This window comes from Desulfofarcimen acetoxidans DSM 771 (assembly GCF_000024205.1).
GTDB classification, from domain to species: domain Bacteria; phylum Bacillota; class Desulfotomaculia; order Desulfotomaculales; family Desulfofarciminaceae; genus Desulfofarcimen; species Desulfofarcimen acetoxidans.
This window is the reverse complement of the sequence record NC_013216.1, coordinates 4259367-4279599: the sequence shown is the minus strand read 5'-3', so window position 1 is coordinate 4279599 and position 20233 is coordinate 4259367. Positions and strand designations below refer to the sequence as shown.

Here is a 20233-nt window from a genome sequence, read left to right as displayed (position 1 = left end):
CGCCTCAGGCGGGTTATTTATTTCAGGAAAGGAAAATGCTATGATAGATGTGCATTCGCATATTTTGCCGGGCCTGGATGACGGTTCACCGGACCTGCAGACCTCTCTGGCCATGGCCTCTGCCGCTGTGGAAAACGGTATCGGTACGATAGTAGCCACCCCGCATTTTATACCGGGTGTTATGGAAAACAGGAGAGACAAGGTGCTTGAGGCGGTCAGGGCATTGCAGTCTCACATAGACAGGGAGAAGCTCCCCCTGAGCATCCTTCCCGGTACTGAGGCCTACTGTGATATCGCCCTGCCCGCTCTGGTAAAAAGCGGGGAAGTGCTGACTGTCAATGACGGCGGCAGATATTTATTGATGGAGCTTCCCATGGCCACTGTTCCGCAGTATACGGAACATGTAATATACGAGTTGAAACTGCTGGGAATAACTCCTGTTATTGCTCATCCCGAACGCAACAAGGGGATAGCTTCCGATCCGTCTTTTTTGTACAAGCTGGTCAGCAATGGGGTACTGGCACAGGTAAATGCCACCAGTCTGCTGGGTGAGTACGGAGAATCGGTAAAAGCTGCCGCCCTGCAGTTTTTGAAATTAAGGTGGGTTCATTTTTTAGCCACTGATGCCCATTCACCGGGAAGGAGACTGGCTTCACTGGTTAAAGCCAGCGATTACATAGAAAAGATATTACAAATAGAAACAGAATGGATTAGGAAAAACCCGCAATTATTAATAAATAACGCGGATATAAATGTCGGGCCTCTAGATATGCTGCAAGCCAAGAAAGGATTTCTGGGGAAATTACGGCAAATTGTAGTCAGAAAAAGAAAAACGTATTAACATAATCTGTCTTATTGTAAAAATTTATTTTTTCCGCTGACAGCAGGACATTTCTAAACTTTGTAGAAGAATTTATAGGTTGTTGTCATGTTATATAATAAATTGCATTGTATTATATTTGGGGAGTGAAAAGAGTGGAACTGAGGGATATCCTTGGAATATTGAAGAAAGGCAAGTGGTTCCTGATTATTTTGCCCATAGCAGCCATGTTGACCAGCGGAATCGTCAGCTATTTTCTGATAACCCCGATTTATAAGTCCTCCACAACTCTTATGGTTGGCAAGACTTATGCCGGCGAAAACGGGCCGCTTTTGCAGTATAATGATATCCTGACGGCTAACCAGTTAGTTAAAACCTACAGCCAGATTGCCAAGAGCCGGACTGTGGCCGAGAAAATAATTGAACAGGAGAAGCTGGATATTACTCCGGAGGCATTCAGCGCTAAGATAAATGTGGAGCCGGTGCGTGACACGCAATTAATTTCAATTTCCATTGAAGATGCCAGTCCGGACAAAGCGGCGCGCCTGGCTAATATTTCCGGACAGGTATTTATGAAAAAAGTTGTTGAGGTTATGAAGCTGGATAATGTTAACATTGTAGATCCGGCAGTGCCTGCTCCGGCACCGGTGAAGCCGAACAAAAAAATGAACATCCTGCTGGCGGGTGTTATTGGTTTGATGGCAGCCGTAGGGCTGGTATTTTTACTGGAGTTTTTAGACCAGACAATTAAAACCAACGAAGACATCAACCGGTATTTGGAACTTCCGGTGCTGGGTGTAATACCCAAAATAGATGCTTAACGGGCGGAGGGAGTCACCAGCATGGCTGTAGAGAAGTTAATCACATTGCATAGTCCTAAATCACCGATTGCCGAGGCATACCGGATATTGAGAACCAATATTCAGTTTTCCAGCCTGGACAAGCCGATTAAGTCTTTGTTGGTAACCAGCGCGGGGCCCAATGAAGGAAAGTCATTAACCGTGGCCAACCTGGCAGTTGCTTTTGCCCAGGCCGGGTTAAAGGTTTTAATTATTGATTGTGATATGAGGAAACCCACACAGCACAAAATATTTGAGCTTAGCAATATTAAAGGTTTGTCCAATGTTTTAATTGGAGAGCTTTCACTTATGAAAGGGCTTTTGGATGTGGGAATTGAAGGCCTCAAGCTGCTGCCCACCGGACCGACCCCGCCTAACCCCTCTGAATTGCTGGGATCACAGCGCATGAAAAACTTTATTGCCGAGCTGTATGAGGTGTTTGACATTATTCTGGTGGATACTCCGCCTGTAGTGCCTGTTACCGATGCAGCGCTGATGGCAGCAAATGTGGACGGGGTTTTGCTGGTAGTGGCATCCGGACAAGCCAAGATAGAAATGACGCTGAAGGCCAAAGAATTATTGTTGAATGTGAATGCCCGGATTATAGGAACTGTTTTGAATATGTTGAATGTCCAGGGTGAAGAATATTATTATTACTACTATTATTACAGTGGCGAGGATGGTGGCAAAAAGCCAAAAAATAAAGGCCACCGCAAAAAAAATTTGCCGGCAGCTACTATGTGATTCGGGTAACCAATTGAGCACCTCCCGCATAGTCTGGTGCAAGGAGGTGGATGACGATGTTTAAGATTTCTGATTTAGCTAGAAGGGATATTATAAACCTGTCTGACGGGTCGCGTCTCGGCCCGGTGAAAGATATCCATATCGACAGCGCGGCCGGCAATGTAGTGGCATTAGTGCTGAAAACCCCTAAAAAGAAATACATGGGCTTGATGAGTGCGGGCCAGGATATTGTAGTTCCCTGGGATAAAATCAGGAAAATCGGTGTGGATGCTGTATTGGTAGATGTTGATGCCTGGCAAAAAAAATAACCATAAGACCTGCTGCCCGTGCCGCAGGTCTTTATTTATGTCTGATAGCTCTGGCCGGCTGCAGCAGGGCGGCCCGGACAGCCGGGTAGAGGCCGAAGATAATGCCGGCAGTAGTTGCCGCCAGCCCTGTCCTGGCGATCGATAACCAGGTGATTTTAAAGGGTAGGGACGGCAGGTAGTGCGATAATATCTTGATAAACCCGTAACCCGCCGCGATACCGATTAAACCTGCCAGGGCGGCTATAAGAACGGCCTCAAAGACAAATTGTATGAAGATATCAAAAGTGGTTGCCCCCAGTACCTTCCTGATCCCTATTTCCCTTGTCCTCTCAATAGCTGTCAACAGCATTACGTTAGTAATCCCGATTGCCGAAATGACCAGTGTTATTCCTGTAATTCCGGTTAGCATAGCAGTCAGTACGGCAGAAAACTTGTCAATCATAGAGAGCATTTCACCCTGTTTTAGAATACTGTAGTCAGTGGTTTTATGCAGCGGGCGAAGTGCTGAGCCGATTTTATCCTTGCACCTGTCTACCACATCATTGCTTTTTGCCTGTACCAGAATCAGGGACAGCTTATCCAGCCCGGTAATAGACTGAGCTTTTTCAATAGGCAGATATACTCTTTCATTAAAAGAAAAACCTATGCTTTCTTTAGGTTCCAGCACACCGGCAACATTAAATCTTTTATTTCTAATGATAATTTGTTGGCCCAGGGCGTTTTCTTCACCAAATAGGGTTTCTTTAACGGCGCTGCCAAGAACAACATTCTGTGATGTTTCATCAGCGGAAGTGAAAAATTGACCTGCTGAAAGATTTAGCTTTGCCAGTGTAAAGTACTCCGGTGTAACGCCGGTGATTAAGGTATCTGCGCTGTTAATACCACCCGGCCTTACTACAGTGAGGACATTTTCCGATTGAGGCGCTGCCACAGCCACGTCAGGTACTTTTTGAATAGCATCAATATCTTCCAGACTCAGAGTGCCGGTAAATGTAGGCAGACCTCTCAAAAAGTCCGGTTGGTTAGAGGTGGTTTTGAGAGTGCGCATGGGAATGATTATAAGTTGGTTAGCCCCCAGAGCCTCAAACTGTGAAGATACCTTTTCCTGCACACCCTGCCCTAGTGAAAGTAAAAGAATTATAGAAGCTATGGAGGTGCTGATACCTAACATAGCCAAAAAAGCACGCACCTTCTTTTTAAAAATTCCCCTCACAGCCTGCCTAAAGTTAACAAATAGTTTCATTTTTCTTCCTCTTGTGATATTATATTTTTTGTGGATATAATCATACCATTTTCCATAATAATGATTCGTTTGGCCCTTGCTGCCACTTTCATATCGTGAGTTACAATAACCAGGGCGCACCCCTGCCGGTGCAATTTCTCCAACAGGGATAAGATTACTTCAGCCGTTTGGCAATCCAAATTGCCCGTCGGTTCATCGCATATGAGCAAAGCCGGTTCGGTTACCATGGCTCGTGCCAGGGCTACCCTCTGCTGCTGGCCGCCTGAAAGCTGTACAGGCAGGTAATGCAGGTGTTTGGACAGGCCTAGTTTGGTTAAAACCCTGGTTACTTTTTGTATTCTTTGCCGGTGTGAAATACCGCCATATATCAGGGGCAGCTCTACATTTTTAAAAATTGTGAGATCGTTAATCAGTTCAAAATCCTGAAAGACAAAGCCGATATGTCGGTTGCGTATTAAGCCAAGTTTAAAACCTGACAATGAGGAAACAGGTTGACCCATGAAATGGTAGGAGCCGCCGGAAGGTTTCTCCAGAAGGCCTATTAAGTTGAGGAGAGTTGTTTTGCCGGCACCGGATGGGCCGGTTATAGCTACAAACTCATCCTTATAAATATTTAGATTAATATCATGTAATATTTTTGTGGGACCGGATTTGGTTTTGTAGGACATGCTCACATTTCCCATATTAATTAACAATTTTATCACCCCATGTTATTATAACAAACAATTGTTTTTAGTTTAACTTATTTTGATAATATTAGCAAAAAAATGAGGCAGGATTTTATGGTATCAAAGTGGAATTAAAAAAAAGCAAATAAAATTATATAATTTGCAGGATTTTAAGAGAAGATGTGGTAAATTAATAATAGCTTGATAAATATTGTTGTTATTACTATAACTTTCTCTATTAATCTGGAGTTTGGCGTAAATATTTACTAACTCCAGTAATATTAATGCCTAAGAGGTGCAGATTATAAAAGTGTAGTAGCTAATAACATTATTTAAAATATAGTTTGACCTTGATAAATATAGGGGTTTGGGTAGAATATTTGTAGTATCAATGTATTGAGTTCATATGTACCAATATAATTAATACAAGCCATTAAATACAAGGGAAGAAGCCACAAATTACAAATAAACGGTTAATTGAAATTATTATTTGGAACTATTTTACTACATTCATTCGAGAATTAACCCGATATAAGTAATAATATGCAGAATAAGGCGTCTGGAACCGGTAGAAAAAAGTGTGTAGTAGCGAATGTCTTTGTTAAAAGATACCTTAGTCCTTGATACGCCTATACTTGGAAATATCTTATGCAAAACTTGGGATTAATGAGAAAATAGGTTGTCCTAGTTGTTCGGAGTCATTTGGGTGTTGAGTACTTCAAAATTCCAAAAGGGCAAAACAAGCCCTGGATGTGGAAATCAATCACCCCATAATTTCAGAAATAAAACTTAAATTTATTTATGCACTCGGAGGCGTTATAATAAAACCACAACTAGTCAATTCTCTAATTATAGCTTTTTGACGTAGTTCTGATATTCTTTGTTGCTGTTCTAAATATACTTCTTTCTCATATGAATTATCATTATTCTTCAGAAGGGCAAAGATTATAGTTAGTATTTTTCTGGCTAGAGATATTTGGCTTTTTTGGCTCCGTGGCACTGTTTGACTTTCCAATACCAGTTTGAGAGATATGTTTTACGAACACGAGTAACACACTAAGCTACTTCAAATAAAATTCGTTTTATATATCTATTACCCTTAGTTATTCGTACAGACTTTTTTCCTGCACTCTCATTGTTCCCCGGACTAAGACCGGCTTAGGAATATATGTGGGCTGATGAGGAGAAATTTTTCATATCCGTGTCGATCCCGGCAATTATAGCTGCTGCGACTACCTCATCTATACCAGGAATTTCATCAAGTAATTTTAACTGTTTTTGAAACATTATCAATGCATGATTAATCTTATCGTCAATTTCTTGAAGATGAGCCTCCAGTTGATATAAATGTTTCAATTTCATGCCAAAAAAATTTTGTTGATGCGGTGAAAGTTTACCTCTAACAGTAAGGGCTACGTCATCCTTTTTATTGCGGAGACGACCTTTAAGATATTTTTCTAGTTGTGCAACTGAGATTTCTCCATGTTTATAAAGATGTTCTAAAATTGCTCGTCCTGATACACCAAAAGCATCGGAAAGAAAAGATGACAATTTAATCCCACAGCTTGGTAGGAACTTTTCAATCCGGTTTTTCTGAGTAGTAGCTTCTTCAACTATACTTTTGCGATATCTCGTTAAATCACACGTAATTTCTTGGCTGTTTTGATGGGATAAAACTACCCTTAAGAAGCCCGGATCTAAGTAACTGGGCAATCCACTCGGCATCTTTAATGTCAGTTTTTTTACTAGGGACGTTTTTCATATGCCGAGCGTTTACAATTAAAATTACCATTGAACCATCACAGGCGTTTTCTAATACATTATATACTGGTTGCCAATAAACTCCGGTACTTTCCTAGCCACGTGATAGTAGTTCTCTTTAATTAACCAGTCTCGGAGTTGCTTTAAATCATATGGTAAAGCTGAAAATTCTCTTATAGTTGATTCATGTTTACGATTAAAAGGTTCTTTTAGTAGGCAAGCTACAATTGTATCTCTATGTACGTCAAGACCACAACAGTAATTAAGAATGGCTTCCATTTAATAACATCTCATGTTTTGATTTGGCAAGAATGGCCCCCTGAGTTATAAGAAATTTAATGCACGTGCTATCCAGAGGATGTCACAGTGGGTTGTACTCGAAGAGGGCCAAGTTAAGTATTGGTGTAATATCCACCAATTAAGAATCAACTTCTATTCTTTTGCCTTACTCTAAATTTAATACAAGATGTCTCATTTAAAAATGCTACCTATTTTCATTTGTGGGTTGTGATTTCAAAAAACATGAGAGTTAAGAAGGTATTAGTTGAATTTACATGAATGGTAGGGCAAGATTACTAATTTTACTGGTGTGTCATTAAACTGTTGATAATCTTGTCAATGATTATTCCAGTTCTTATTAGTTTCCCTAGTGGGCTGAATTAAGTAAGGTTTTTGGTGAATATATGAATTTTGCTCCAAATTGTGCAATTGTTATGCTTGTATTTTTTATGCATTTGGCCTCTATTAAAGGGTATGGGCCTATGCTAGTATTGGTGAGCTAATGACTATAGTTAAGGTGGTTACGACAGAAAAAGTTATTGTTATTGCTTTGTGAATTGATAAATTATGACAGTTAGTATTTGCCGGTAGGCTTTATTGATGATGATGTAAATAATGGCTAAGCAATTATAATTAATGCTAATTATTTAGAAAATCACCATATCATCCATTTTATTTCTGAAGCGATAGATTATCGGGAAATCATTAATTTCCTTTATGTATTTATAGATTCTATCTTTAAGTTTTTCTTTTGATTTTATTCTGATAGCCCTCAGCATTGTTTGGGCCATTTTACCGAAAAATGATTCTATTAAGTTCAACCAAGATCCATTTTTAGGTATAAAAACAAATTCAAAACGATTTGGAACAGTATTAAGGTAAGCCCGAGTTTCTTTAGAAATATAAGCCGAGTGGTTGTCCAATATAACTATAATTTTTTCTTTATCTTTGTAGTGCTCATCTATCATTTTTAGGAATTCTACAAACTCACTGTTACGATGATGGTCTTCTACTTGAGCCAATATATGACCTGTTACCAAATCAATACCAACCATTAGACTAAGTGTGCCACGGCGAATATATTCATAATCACGAGTAAAACATGAATAAGTTCCAGGAAAAGGAGGGAGATTAGGAACAGTGTTTTCTATAGCCTGAATATCAGGTTTTTCATCACATGATATATAGGCATATATTGGAATATTAATTGAGTGCCGCATCCAAACCAAATTGTAAAACCTTATCTATATGACGCTCTACTTTAGCACGGTTTGTCTCTAATATTCTAGCATTGATGCTATTGTTTCTCCTCAATGATACAAGAGAAACATTTTAGTTCATTCAATGTGACTTACACTTTCTGTTCTTGAATGTATAATTTTTTCCAATTTATTTACTTCTTCTGTTGTTAAGTCTAATTCTGCTCTTTGGCTCATGAATGGCATAGTTATTTTCCCCACTTATTATTTATTACAGGGAATTATATACCATGTTGATTTGTGGTTCAATAATAATTAATAATTGCTCTACTAGGGAGCAATGGTAGTTAAATCAATATCTTTATATTTACCTGTGGTACAGGCCCCCACCACTACATCAATTTTAAGGAATGATCCTACCAGCAAACTTGTGAGGAGTCAAAAAGATGTATTTCAAAATTAAAAGACTTTTAGATTTTATTTTTTCGTTAATAACTATTTTTATATTATCGCCTGTATTTTTATTTTTATTCATAGCAATTAAGTTTGACTCGAAAGGCCCTGTGTTTTTTAAACAAAAGCGTGTGGGTATATATAAGAGCCATTTTAATATATTGAAGTTTCGAACTATGAGGATAGATACCCCTAAAGATACTCCGACTCATTTATTGGAAAACCCTGAGCAATATATTACAAGGATTGGGAAATTCCTAAGGAAATCTAGTCTGGATGAGTTGCCTCAAATCTGGAATGTCCTGCTTGGGCAAATGAGTATTATAGGCCCGAGACCAGCTTTGTGGAATCAATATGATCTTATAGAAGAAAGAGACAAATATGGTGCTAATGATATAATCCCCGGGCTTACTGGATGGGCCCAGATAAATGGTAGAGATGAAATTTCTATTAAAGTTAAAGCAAAACTTGATGGGGAGTATGTTGAGAAGATAAGTTTTTGGATGGACTTTAAGTGTTTCATTTGGACTATTGCGTCAGTTTTGAAAGGTGATGGTATTGTTGAGGGTGGAACTCAAACAACGGCACATAATGAAATTATTGAGAATGAATTGGGATCAAAAAGATAGTTTTTATGGCAATAGAAGAGTGATATGTTAATAAATATTAATACTAGTATGTAGGCAGGAATATTAGGACATATTTTCAGATTTTTAATTTTATAAAGCCTGAGTTTGGATAGTTGAAAATAGGTTGGTGTGAAATATGAGTAAGAGAATACTGATACTATCAAATCATTTTATAACACTATACAATTTTAGAAAAGAATTGATTGTTTATCTGGTTAAATGCGGACATGAGGTTATTATTTCTTTACCAAAAGCTAAAGAAAATATTTTTTTTAGTGACTTGGGATGTAAGGTTATTGAAACTCACGTAGATCGCAGGGGAATTAACCCTATTATAGACTTAAGGCTGATTATTAACTACATTAAAATAATGCAGAAAACGAAACCCGATATCATATTCTCATATACTATTAAACCCAATATTTATGGAGCCATAGCCTCTAACATAACAAAGAATGCACAAATTTGCAATATAACGGGAACTGGTTCGACATTTATGAGGAACAATGCTGTTAGTTTAATAGCAAAGGTAATGTACAAGATTTCGGTTAAGAAGTCATACAAGATTTTTTTTCAAAATATTGGTGACAGGGATTTATTTATTAAAAACGGGATGGTTGGAGATAATTTTTGTATGATTCCTGGTTCTGGAGTGAACCTAAATCAATATAAACTATGTGATTTACCACTCGGTGATGAGATTAATTTTGTTTTTATAGGTAGGATTATGAAATTAAAAGGTATTGATCTATACCTTAAGTGTGCTAAAGTAATTAAAGAGAGGTACCCTAGAACAAATTTTTACATTGCAGGTTTTGTTGAAGAAGATAAATATAAAGAAGTAATTAATTATTATCATGCAAAAGGCGTTATTAATTATATAGGGTTTGAAAAGAATATCAAGTCACTTATTCAAAAATGTCATTGTACAATCCTACCATCTTATGGGGGAGAGGGTGTACCGAATGTGCTTTTAGAGACTGCAGCTATAGGAAGAATATGTATTGCATCAGCAGTTAATGGTTCTAAAGACGTTGTTGAGGATGGAGTTACAGGTTATCTATTTGAAAGCGGAAATATTAAAGAATTGATAAATAAGGTTATGAATTTTTTGGAATTAGATTATGAGACGAAAAAGAAGATGGGCATGGCAGGTAGAGAAAAGGTAGAAAGGGAATTTGATAGACAGATTGTGGTTAAAGCATATATGGCAGAAGTAAAGTGAAAAAATTAATAATTAAGCTAGCAGGCTTATTATTTGTTAAACGGTAGACTTAAAACCAATTAAATTTACTTATATGTAATAGGTTTTAGGATAAGAAATATATGCTTATAAGGAGGAAATTATGCTCCCTAATTTTATATGCCCTGGGGTTCAAAAGTCAGCCACCACAACTTTGTATGATATATTAAAACAGCATCCTGACATATATTTGCCTAAAAAATTGAAGGAGCCCGGCTTTTTTCATGTTGAAGAACGATATTTAAAAGGTATTAATTGGTATGAGGAGAATTATTACAGTGATGTTATTAATGAAAAAGTAATTGGGGATATGAGTACTGGTTATATTTTTGAAGAAAAAGCGCTAGATAGAATAATAAAGGATTTAGGCAAGGATCTTAAAATCATAATAATATTAAGAAACCCGGTTGATAGAGCTTATTCTCATTACTTAATGAACACTAGAAATGGAATTGAAAGTTTATCATTTAGAGAAGCGATTGAGAACGAGAAAAGAAGGATCCAACTCAGTAATGAAAATAAGTTGAATTATAGTTATTTTTCTAGAGGTTTATATGCCGAACAAATAAAGCGCATACTAAGGTATTATGATAAAAAACAAATTTTAATAGTATTGTTTGAAGAGTTTGTTAAAAATCAGGATTTTATTCTAAATAATATTTATGATTTCCTAGAAGTAGAGAGAATAAAAGTAATTAATAATATTAAAAGTAACGCGGCATCAAAATCAAGATTTGAATTAATAAGTAAGTTAATTATGTATCCATCTAATTTAACAAGAAAGATTATAAGATTGATTATTCCAAACAGTAAAATTAGAAAATACGTTGCATTAAAAATATATCAAATAAATCAAAAGCGTATGGAATATTCCATTGATGCTAACTATAGGAAGTTATTGAGTGAGAAGTATAAAGAAGATATAAAAGAATTAGAAGCAATTCTAAATATAGATTTAGGGAAATGGTTGATTTATGATAAAGTATAATAACATAGTTATAAGCATTATTGCTTTTAGTGTAATTATTTTTATTTTAACATTATTTATGCTTAACAATAATTATTATAGCGTGGATAGTGCAATTTTATTTTTAAATACAACGTTATTTGGAATATTATTTGCTTTCAATTACGTCAGGACAAAGAACTTGTTGGATTATATAAATATTTATGGTGTGTATTTTTATTTATATACAAATAGTATTTATATAAATAATATATTTTTTCAAAAAGAAAATTATTTATATTTGGATTCAATGCATTATCTTGCAATTGCATCATTAATTACATATGTATTCTTTTCTCTAGGGTATAATTTTTATTATAACCAAATAAATACCCAAAATAACTCTAATGAAATAGGTTTCGAATATAATAATTCCTATACTTTGCTATTGTGGTCAATATTTACAATTGGATTGCTGATGGAGATCAATGTAATTAGTACAGTAGGATTTATCGATTTTTTTTCAGCAAGTAGGGCTAGTAGGCTGTTGATAATACAACATTCTGGTTTATTAGCTTTGTATACAGATGTTAGCGCATTTGTGTCCATAGTTAGTTTTTATATGATCATAAAATACAACCCTAAAAGAGCAGGGTTGACATCATTATTTGTAGTATCATTTATTCATAATGTTATTTATGCAGTTTTCACTGTTTCACGTGGTGATTTTTTGTTTCAAATTATACCTATGTTATATGTTTTGCTAGACTATAAAAAAATAAAAAAAACAACTGTTATTTATGTTTCTTTATCATTACTAGTTTTGTTTGCATTTTGGAAGCAAATAATACCTTTAATAATTCTTAACAAAAGTAACCAGATATCTTTTCCTGGTTTGCCATCTGAGTTTTCTATATGGTATTTTATTGGTGAAGATGTCCTAAGTACTATGAGTCATAACCTATTATATGGTAAAAGTTATTTGGATTCAATTATTGGACTTATTTTGCCGTTATATGATTTTGAATCGTTATCAGTCTGGTATATAAAAAATTATTATGGTGGTATATTCTCTCTTGGTGGAGGTAGAGGCTTTTCTACGATAATAGAATCTATATTAAATTTTGGCTGGTGTGGTGTCATAATTACAGCCTTATTATATGGTTTGATATTTGCTAGGTTGGCATCAAATAAGAATAAAAATGATTTTAGTTATTTAATTTATATTTTTTCGCTTTCATATGCTTACAAACTATTTAGGTCTGAAATCTTTGCTGTTTTTAAAGTTTATCTTTGGGTATATGTATTCCTTGCTTTTATAACATTTGTTCTTGCTCAGAAGGTTATTGGTAAGCTTCAAGTCAAATAATAGACAATTTTTCTATATAACAAACAATTATATTATAGGAAACACATTATTATTGAAGTTAAAAACCAGAATCTTAGTAGGGATTGCCCCTTATCAACCCTATCATTGAGGAAAACAATTATTTTTCATGTTACATATAGATAAAGCTTAGGTTTTTGGCTTGATTGTAGCACTAAATGATCCTCTTCTAGGAGATCAAAAACATATATCGAGGAATCTAAAGTGGGCTGTTTTTTCTAGGTGATACGGAATCTTACAGGTAAAAAAACTCGGTTTGCAATGATGTAATATATAAGTACCTTTTTTCTTGCTAACAACCAATACGTTCAGGTTGGGTAGTAGACAACCATGAAGTATTTTGTACAGCATAATTACTACAGTTGTATTATACGCGGAGGTGTCTTATATTAATTCAAATTCAGAAATGAGGATAGCAACTATCGTAAATTCAATTGGCGATACTAGTATGCCATATAATGAATTTGTCATGTATCGAAATTCTGAAGAATTGCTAAAATGCAAGCAATTGGTAATATCGTTTAAAGGTGAGCAAGAATATGAAGAAGATTTAGTTACTGTTAAAGGAAGTAATAATAGTATTATTACTTTTTTTAGAAATTTAAGATTATTAAACGAAGGAGATATTGTACATATACATAATAGTCATGTTGGTGTTTTATACTTTTTTTTATCTTTGTTTTTAAGACAAAGGAACAGAGTATTGTTCACTATACATAGTATGTTCGAGCGATATACAGTTAAGGTAAAACTATTTACTCTTTTATGTATTGCTTTATCGGACGAAATTACTCTTGTTAGTAAGGCAGCATATCTATCATTACCCCAAATAATTAAAAATATATTTAATAAAAAAATAACAATAATAACAAATGGAGTTAACTGTAAGAAAATTGAAAGTTTTATTAATAATATGTTAAATAAATCTAAAAAACACGACAATTTTACAGTTGTTTGTGTAGGTAGACTTGTAAAAGAAAAGAATCAAAAGTTACTTTTAAAAATTTTATTACGCTTACCAGATGTACAACTCAAAATTATTGGTAATGGATATCTGTATAATGAGTTAATTAATTATTGTTGTGAGAAAAAAATAGCAAATCGAGTATGTTTTTTGGGCGAAATAAGTAGAGAAGATGTATACAAGGAAATAATAAAATGCCATTTATTTGTTTCCACATCTACTTATGAGGGGTTACCTATAGCGGTATTGGAGGCACTGTATTTAGGCATGCCAGCTGTATTATCGGATATTGCACCACACGTCGAAATCAAAGAAAAGCTTGATAATGTTGATGTTGTAGACATAGATACTATAGATAATTGGTTACCTTATTTTAGTTTTTCATATATAAATTCATATGAAGAATTAAATAATATTTTCTTAATTAAAAAATGTTTTTCATTAGACAAAATGCATGATGAATATAACAAATTATATTTTAGACTAAGAAGGAGCAATTATGGATAGAAAAAATGTGATATATATTGCGGGTTATGGTAGAAGTGGATCAACATTGCTAGAAATGATAATTGGTTCAAATAATAAAATTTACCCATTGGGTGAATTAACTAATTTTGATACAATTAAACATAAGGATAAGGCCAAATGTTCTTGCGGCAAATATTTAAAGGAATGTGAATTTTGGAGAAATATTATTAAAGAATATGATTTAAATAATAAAATAGCAATTAATGGGCAAAAAAAATTATGGGCCTTAATTTTTAAAAACACTCCAGAGAATATTCATTATGTTATTGATTCTTCGAAAACTGCAAGGAAGAATCATTTTAGGCCAATAAGACTTGCAAAATTATTAGGGAAAAATATTTATATGATACATATAGTTAGGGATGGTAGAGGGTGCATTCAGTCATTGATTAGAGGTTCTAATCAAAAAATGGAGAATGGTGAGGAACCAAAAATTTATTTTCCAGTACTAAGGGGGACATTGGGATGGATGATATCTAATTTTTCTGCTCATATTTTTCAAATTCTACATAAGGATAAATATTTGAGAATTAGATATGAGGATTTTACAGGAGATTTTGAGAATGTAATGAAAAAGATTGGTGTTTTTTTAGATATTTGTTTTCAAGAAGAGATCAAAAGAATTAAAGAAGCTAATGAACTACCAACAATTCACCAGATATCCGGAAATAGATTAAGAAGCCAACGTACAATATCTCTTAGAACCGATGATGGATGGAAAAATAGTTTTAGTTCCATGAATAATATAATTTTTTTAATCTTTAATTATTTTTTTGTTAAGCTTTATGAATACGACATTAAATTCAATAAAATTCCATAAAATTCCATAGTTTAATTCTATAATACTAGAGATTATAAACAGATATGGGTGGTAATATGGTAATTTTAAATTTTATCAAAATTTTAAAGTCATATATTCGTTTATTGCTTTGTAAAGTTGTTTTAGGTAAGAAGCTTAAGCTAAGAAACTTTTTTTATACCTATATCGATAGCTTTGTTAATATAGAAATTAATAAAAATGGATGTATTTTTATGGGTAAAAACGTGAGAATAAGAAAAATGTGCAATTTAAAGTGCACAAGTGGTATTATAAGAATAGGTAATAATGTTTTTTTTAATAATTTCGTATCTTTAAACTGTAGGGAACATATTGAGGTAGGTGATGACTGTTTATTTGGCGAAAATGTTAAAATATATGACCATGATCATACTTTTCGACAAGGGGAGAAAACAAGCATGTTACCAATAGTGTCTCAGAGAATTATTATTGGCAATAATGTGTGGATAGGTGCTAATGTTGTAATTTTGAAAGGAGTATCAATAGGTGACAACGCTGTTATAGGAGCAGGAAGTTTAATAAATAAAGATGTTGGTGCTAGTACAATTATTTACAATAAAAAGGATAATATTATTAAAAGTATATAAAAAATATATTTGAAATAAAAGAAACTAAAAAACTATTTGTTATGCAATTGAAGCTAACGCTGGAACACATGCGTATAACTATAAAAACCTACTTATTAATATAAAATTTTATAGATGTGAGATAGTGCCTTTTTGTTTGCGCTAGCACAGATTTGTAAAGTCTAAAATTTAAAATACGAATTCAATATATATTGAATCTATATAAATAAAAAAATCTAATTCTGAAACGCTCTCCCAGACATAATGGAAGGGGCAGCCACTCCAATAGCGATACGTAGGTTATACTACACAGCACAGAGCTACAAGCTAAAAGAAGGAATCTGGCCTAGTATGAAGTTATACCACATTTGTAGGACTTGATGTACATAAAGAAACCATTGCAGTTGCGGTTGCCAAGGAAGGAATAGAAGTAGTGGAATTCATGAGCACGATAATCAATAGTCCAGAAGCTATAGCAAGGCTAGTACGCAAACTTGGTTCGGCGAAAAATCTGTACTTCTGTTATGAAGCTGGCCAATGTGGTTATGGGATATACCATCAACTAACAGCAATAGGAGCAACCTGTATGGTAGTGGCGCCATCACTAATACCAAGAAAACCTGGTGAAAAAGTGAAAACTGACCGACGGGATGCTAAAAAATTAGCTCAATTATTGCGTAGTGCTGAATTAGCTGCTGTCTGGGTACCGGATGAAAAGTAGGAGGCCCTGCAAGATCTGGTGCGAACTCGTGAAGATGTAGTGGAAGATATTCTTCTAAGCGTAATCAAATTAGCAAATTTCTATTACGCTTAGAAAAAAAGCCACCTCAAGGTGTAAAATCCTGGACTATTAAATACCGGTAATGGTTAGATAAATTGAGTTTCGATCAAGCTGCTAATGTGATAATACTTAAAAAAATATATTCATGTTTTGGAAGAAGCGGAATCTATTAAAAAACGCTTGGAAAAAGAGATGGAGATTTTGGTTAAGGATAGCCAATAAGCTCCGTTTATTGAAGCATTTCAGTCATTATGTGGAGTTGGTCTTATTACTGCTGCTACAGTGGTAGCTGAAGCAGGAGATTTATGCCGGTTTGATTCAGCAAAGCGATTAATGGCTTATGTTGGATTGGTTCCGGCTGAATCATCCAGTGGAGGTGGTCGGTATCAAGGAAGAATAACTAAATTAGGTAACGCTCATATTCGTCGAGTAATAGTGGAATCTGCCTGGCGTTACCGGCGTCCACCATCAGTAAGTGCAATACTAAAAAACGTCAGGGACAATCAGAAAAAGTAAAGAACATATCATAGTAGGCACAACATCGGCTTAACTTAGAGTTTCGTCGTTTAATAGCTAGGGGTAAATCAAGTCAAATAGCAGCAGTTGCAGTTGCGCGGGAATTACTGGAATTCATGTGTGCTATATCTCAAGAATTAGGACAGGATAGTAAGAAAATTTCTTAAAAATCTAAGAAAAAACAATGACAATTTGTAAAGAGAAGTATGATCCAAGAATAATATCAGGTGGGGTGTAGGGGCGTTCGGCCACGGTAAGGAGAACCCTCGGTTATACTCCTATGTTCTAGACACTTTATATCTAATGCACGTTACTAGACCGAGGTAGCTCCCGACGTATTTAAGTCTTGTGTTATCCAATACACGTATATAAGATTGAGCAACCGTCGATTTAGCCCAACTACCTATTGTTCCATGCACCCTTGCAAAGGAGATGAAATCGCCTAAAAAAGGTTTAACGCTTTTGTTCTCCACAAGGATAGCAAAAATAAGTCTGGAGATCAAATAAAATAGGATAAGGGACAACGTTAAATTGTCCCTGCTATCCCCGATAGAACTCCGCCTGGCGCTTGGGTTGCTCCTCAGCATTGCCCTATCCTCCAGACGGATAAGAGCTTAATTAAATTATTTACAAATATTCTAATTTGAATTTACTTTTTGGGACAATGATGTTATTGTGTTTTTTAGCTAACATAAAAAAATTTGTTGGGGTTCTTGACAAGGCCATTTCATATCAGAAAAGTGTTTCAAAAGTCGTATTATATATTGAATTAGGCAAACAAGAAATCTATTTTTGAAACGGTCTCCTAGCATATACCTAGGCTATTCGTTCTCTTTCGGCTATTTCAAGAAGTTGCTTAATGCCCATACCAAAGCAAATGTTCGATAAGTACCAGTTACCTATTACAGCAAAATAAATAGGAAAGAGTAATTAGTACCAATAGTCTGTCAACAGAAAAAGTCGATTGAACCCGATATTTATTTAAAACAGATTGACATTTCTTTTGCGATAAATATACCATTTGTTTCTGTAATATTCTAAGATGGTCTGGGTATCAAGATTAACATCGTTATATAAAAAGGCATGTGAGGATTTTGGCTTTTTAAAGGCTGTTACCTGTCCAACGCAACAAGACCACAACCATTATCAATCTGATTGAGAGTCCCCTCATAATGATATACCCAGAAGGAAGAACCTTTCACTGAAATGAGGTGAACATTGCCTTTTTTAATATGCTGGCAAATTCATGAACATGAGTGTGGATTCCCTTAGGATAAAAAAGCGGTTGGTTTTTAGCCCACTAATCAGATAGTATCCTTTTTTAAAGAGTACCTATATAACTTTGGGGCAAGTGAACCAAGAATCACAGAAAGTATGAGTGGTTAGCGTGTGTAATCGTGAAATATTGACCCAAGATAATATTTATTTCTATTGTTTGAAAATTTGACTGTAAAAAAATCCTGTGCAAGTTATAATTATTTAACTATGCTTAAATTTTATAGCGTGTAGTACTTAATTTCTAACATAATTGGCATGGTCTACTTAATATATTAGGGTTTTCAGCTTATGATTATTGAATTATCATTATTTTGCTTTATATATTAATATGTGGTTCTGATAATATTTAATAATTGCTCTAGAAGATTGTGATATCATATTAAATAATAATATATAGGTGTTAAAATGAGGGAAGAAAAAGAATTAATAAAAAAGTCAGTATACATGTTTATAATGAATGGTATTGGAAAAGCATTATTGGTCTTAGCAAATATTTTTATGGCAAGATTGCTAGGAGCAAAGATTTATGGAGAATTTGTTTATGTATTTGCTATTATCACAATTATTCCAATAATTTCTAGATTTGGACTAGACCAAGGCTTGCTAAAATATATACCACAAAATGAAGTGGATAATAATAATGAAATAAATAAGAGCATTAGCTTATTTGCAATATTATTTTCTCTAGCTCTGTCTTTTTTTGTTATGCTAATTATATTGTATAATATCGAATATTTTTCAGTAAAAATATTCGGACATATAAAATATAGAGATGGTTTCAAAAATCAAATGTATTTATTATTAATATTAACTGAAATATATATATTTGCATCATTATTTCAGGCAAGAGGAAAGATGAGAATATATTCTTTTGCTATGAATTTTTTGCAGAATGGTATTTTTTTATTAGCTTTAGGTTTATTATATATGATGAATTTAGAGGGTTTTTTTATACCAATTATCGCTAAATATATAGCTTGTGGTTGTACATTATTATTTCTTATCTATAAGGCCATAAGACATAGATTTATAGGCCAAATAGGATTGAAAAATATGGATTATTATATCGATGTTTTAAAGTTTTCATTTCCTCTTGTTCTTGTTGGAAGCCTAAGTGTCTTGATTGATAAGACATCAATTTATATGGTAGGCTATTATTTAGATGATGTTAGTGTAGGGATATATAATAGTGCTGCACAAATAGCTGTAATACCAAGTTTTATGTTAACGGCAATTAATCAAGTGTTTGCTCCTATGATTTCTACTTTATATTATAAAAGGGAAATCAACAAAATTAATAATATATATTCTAAAATTAATTATTTAATGCTAGTAACTGTTCTTATAATCATGTTCATTATCATATTATGCAGTGATTTAATTATGATAATATATGGAAGAGAATATTCTATTGGTAGTACTTGTATGATTATAATAGCCGGTGGTCAGCTATTTAATGCAATCAGTGGTCCGTGTGGTCTAATATTAACAATGACAGGATATTCCAATTATAACCTCTATATTAATATATCCATGATTATATTGATAGTAATTTTTAGTAGTATTCTAATACCGATGTATGGTATAGAAGGTGCAGCATTTTCAAGTACTGGGTCTATTATAATAACTAATGTTTTAAGAATGATTTTTATGCATAGGAAAGTAGGTATTGTTCCGTTTGCATTTAAAAAGATATAAATGGAGTAGTATAATTTTAGTAGGGTCAGCAAACTCGTCAAATTTGGAAAGCAGTAAGGTGGGTAATCCAATTGCGAGTTTATAAAAAAGTTCAAGGAGTAGAAGTCATTAAATTGTCCTGCGAAAAAGGTTCTCAGAACAGCTGGGAATAATACTAACCATGTTATACACATGGAGAAGCTGGATAGAGCAGCATTGGTCAGTAGCGCTTGTGGGTAATAAAAATAAGCTTTTGAGTCCAAAACAGCTGAAATCAAAGCTACAGAAAAAAGATTTAAGAACCTTAAAATGCTAATGATATTTTAAAAAGTGCTTATATTTTTGCAAAGAGCCAAAAGAAGTAGCTGCACGAGAATTATTTCAACGGCTAAGGATACAGAAAACAGAGAGAAAACAAAGTAAAGCATAAAAACAATATGTAAGGTATTGCAGATTAGTGTAGCTGGGTATTACAAGTGGCTAAAAAGACACTCCAATCCATAATAATATGATGAGCTTTTGGCTAAGATCCGGTTCTTCCGTAAATTTGGGTGTGAAAAGTTAAA

General features: G+C 34.2%; 16 protein-coding genes and 2 pseudogenes. 14 read left to right on the top strand and 4 right to left on the bottom strand.

Features of this window, described 5'->3' with window-relative positions; all coding sequences use genetic code 11:
* Positions 1-40 precede the first annotated feature (40 nt).
* From DTOX_RS19820 to DTOX_RS19805, 4 genes are all read left to right on the top strand, one after another.
* Positions 41-841, top strand: coding sequence for a tyrosine-protein phosphatase (locus DTOX_RS19820; protein ID WP_015759449.1), 801 nt, complete (start codon positions 41-43; stop codon positions 839-841).
* Positions 842-975: 134 nt separating this feature from the next.
* A complete protein-coding gene (locus DTOX_RS19815) occupies positions 976-1641 on the top strand; it encodes a YveK family protein (protein ID WP_015759448.1) in 666 nt (221 codons plus the stop codon).
* Positions 1642-1662: 21 nt separating this feature from the next.
* Positions 1663-2403 (top strand): CpsD/CapB family tyrosine-protein kinase, encoded by a 741-nt coding sequence (locus DTOX_RS19810; RefSeq protein ID WP_015759447.1) that lies wholly within the window; start codon positions 1663-1665, stop codon positions 2401-2403.
* A 56-nt stretch (positions 2404-2459) separates the two neighbouring features.
* The gene (locus DTOX_RS19805) at positions 2460-2711 is read left to right on the top strand and encodes a YlmC/YmxH family sporulation protein (protein WP_015759446.1); all 252 of its coding nucleotides are present in this window, start codon (positions 2460-2462) and stop codon (positions 2709-2711) included.
* Between the two features lie 31 nt (positions 2712-2742).
* Here DTOX_RS19805 and DTOX_RS19800 read toward each other — a convergent pair whose 3' ends face one another.
* From DTOX_RS19800 to DTOX_RS19785, 4 genes and pseudogenes are all read right to left on the bottom strand, one after another.
* Positions 2743-3954: an ABC transporter permease gene (locus DTOX_RS19800; RefSeq protein ID WP_015759445.1), complete on the bottom strand. Its 1212-nt coding sequence runs from the start codon at positions 3952-3954 to the stop codon at positions 2743-2745.
* Entirely contained in the window at positions 3951-4658 is a 708-nt protein-coding gene (locus DTOX_RS19795) for an ABC transporter ATP-binding protein (protein ID WP_015759444.1), read from the bottom strand. Before DTOX_RS19795 ends, DTOX_RS19800 begins: the two co-directional genes overlap by 4 nt.
* A 763-nt stretch (positions 4659-5421) precedes the next feature.
* A pseudogene (locus tag DTOX_RS19790) lies at positions 5422-6662 on the bottom strand (IS110 family RNA-guided transposase).
* A gap of 647 nt (positions 6663-7309) precedes the next feature.
* The gene (locus DTOX_RS19785) at positions 7310-7882 is read right to left on the bottom strand and encodes an IS630 family transposase (RefSeq protein ID WP_242652637.1); all 573 of its coding nucleotides are present in this window, start codon (positions 7880-7882) and stop codon (positions 7310-7312) included.
* Between the two features lie 425 nt (positions 7883-8307).
* Here DTOX_RS19785 and DTOX_RS19780 point away from each other — a divergent pair, with 425 nt between their 5' ends.
* The 10 genes and pseudogenes from DTOX_RS19780 (at position 8308) to DTOX_RS19735 (ending at position 19688) form a co-directional block, all read left to right on the top strand.
* The gene (locus DTOX_RS19780; protein ID WP_015759443.1) at positions 8308-8943 is read left to right on the top strand and encodes a sugar transferase; all 636 of its coding nucleotides are present in this window, start codon (positions 8308-8310) and stop codon (positions 8941-8943) included.
* 136 nt (positions 8944-9079) lie between these two features.
* Complete coding sequence (locus DTOX_RS19775) at positions 9080-10168, top strand: glycosyltransferase family 4 protein (protein ID WP_015759442.1); 1089 nt, start codon at positions 9080-9082, stop codon at positions 10166-10168.
* 121 nt (positions 10169-10289) lie between these two features.
* Positions 10290-11174, top strand: coding sequence for a sulfotransferase domain-containing protein (locus tag DTOX_RS19770; protein ID WP_015759441.1), 885 nt, complete (start codon positions 10290-10292; stop codon positions 11172-11174).
* A complete protein-coding gene (locus tag DTOX_RS19765; RefSeq protein WP_015759440.1) occupies positions 11161-12501 on the top strand; it encodes an O-antigen polymerase in 1341 nt (446 codons plus the stop codon). The genes DTOX_RS19770 and DTOX_RS19765 overlap by 14 nt, the downstream gene beginning before the upstream one ends.
* A 466-nt stretch (positions 12502-12967) precedes the next feature.
* The gene (locus DTOX_RS19760) at positions 12968-13990 is read left to right on the top strand and encodes a glycosyltransferase family 4 protein (protein ID WP_157863026.1); all 1023 of its coding nucleotides are present in this window, start codon (positions 12968-12970) and stop codon (positions 13988-13990) included.
* The gene (locus DTOX_RS19755; protein ID WP_015759438.1) at positions 13983-14831 is read left to right on the top strand and encodes a sulfotransferase; all 849 of its coding nucleotides are present in this window, start codon (positions 13983-13985) and stop codon (positions 14829-14831) included. Before DTOX_RS19760 ends, DTOX_RS19755 begins: the two co-directional genes overlap by 8 nt.
* A 56-nt stretch (positions 14832-14887) precedes the next feature.
* Positions 14888-15436: an acyltransferase gene (locus DTOX_RS19750; RefSeq protein ID WP_015759437.1), complete on the top strand. Its 549-nt coding sequence runs from the start codon at positions 14888-14890 to the stop codon at positions 15434-15436.
* A 361-nt stretch (positions 15437-15797) separates the two neighbouring features.
* Positions 15798-16136 (top strand): annotated as a pseudogene (locus DTOX_RS21780) (IS110 family transposase); the annotation flags it as partial.
* 291 nt (positions 16137-16427) lie between these two features.
* Entirely contained in the window at positions 16428-16712 is a 285-nt protein-coding gene (locus DTOX_RS25515) for a transposase (RefSeq protein ID WP_083773509.1), read from the top strand.
* A gap of 1683 nt (positions 16713-18395) precedes the next feature.
* A complete protein-coding gene (locus tag DTOX_RS19735; protein ID WP_015759434.1) occupies positions 18396-19688 on the top strand; it encodes a flippase in 1293 nt (430 codons plus the stop codon).
* Positions 19689-20233 lie beyond the last annotated feature (545 nt).

What these genes read in the sequence shown, in the direction of transcription:
- DTOX_RS19820 (WP_015759449.1), top strand. Translation starts at nt 41, where the DNA reads ATGATAGATGTGCATTCGCATATTTTGCCGGGCCTGGATGACGGTTCA.
- DTOX_RS19810 (WP_015759447.1), top strand. Translation starts at nt 1,663, where the DNA reads ATGGCTGTAGAGAAGTTAATCACATTGCATAGTCCTAAATCACCGATT.
- DTOX_RS19805 (WP_015759446.1), top strand. Translation starts at nt 2,460, where the DNA reads ATGTTTAAGATTTCTGATTTAGCTAGAAGGGATATTATAAACCTGTCT.
- DTOX_RS19800 (WP_015759445.1), bottom strand. Translation starts at nt 3,954, where the DNA reads ATGAAACTATTTGTTAACTTTAGGCAGGCTGTGAGGGGAATTTTTAAA.
- DTOX_RS19785 (WP_242652637.1), bottom strand. Translation starts at nt 7,882, where the DNA reads ATGCGGCACTCAATTAATATTCCAATATATGCCTATATATCATGTGAT.
- DTOX_RS19780 (WP_015759443.1), top strand. Translation starts at nt 8,308, where the DNA reads ATGTATTTCAAAATTAAAAGACTTTTAGATTTTATTTTTTCGTTAATA.
- DTOX_RS19775 (WP_015759442.1), top strand. Translation starts at nt 9,080, where the DNA reads ATGAGTAAGAGAATACTGATACTATCAAATCATTTTATAACACTATAC.
- DTOX_RS19770 (WP_015759441.1), top strand. Translation starts at nt 10,290, where the DNA reads ATGCTCCCTAATTTTATATGCCCTGGGGTTCAAAAGTCAGCCACCACA.
- DTOX_RS19765 (WP_015759440.1), top strand. Translation starts at nt 11,161, where the DNA reads ATGATAAAGTATAATAACATAGTTATAAGCATTATTGCTTTTAGTGTA.
- DTOX_RS19760 (WP_157863026.1), top strand. Translation starts at nt 12,968, where the DNA reads ATGCCATATAATGAATTTGTCATGTATCGAAATTCTGAAGAATTGCTA.
- DTOX_RS19755 (WP_015759438.1), top strand. Translation starts at nt 13,983, where the DNA reads ATGGATAGAAAAAATGTGATATATATTGCGGGTTATGGTAGAAGTGGA.
- DTOX_RS19750 (WP_015759437.1), top strand. Translation starts at nt 14,888, where the DNA reads ATGGTAATTTTAAATTTTATCAAAATTTTAAAGTCATATATTCGTTTA.
- DTOX_RS19735 (WP_015759434.1), top strand. Translation starts at nt 18,396, where the DNA reads ATGAGGGAAGAAAAAGAATTAATAAAAAAGTCAGTATACATGTTTATA.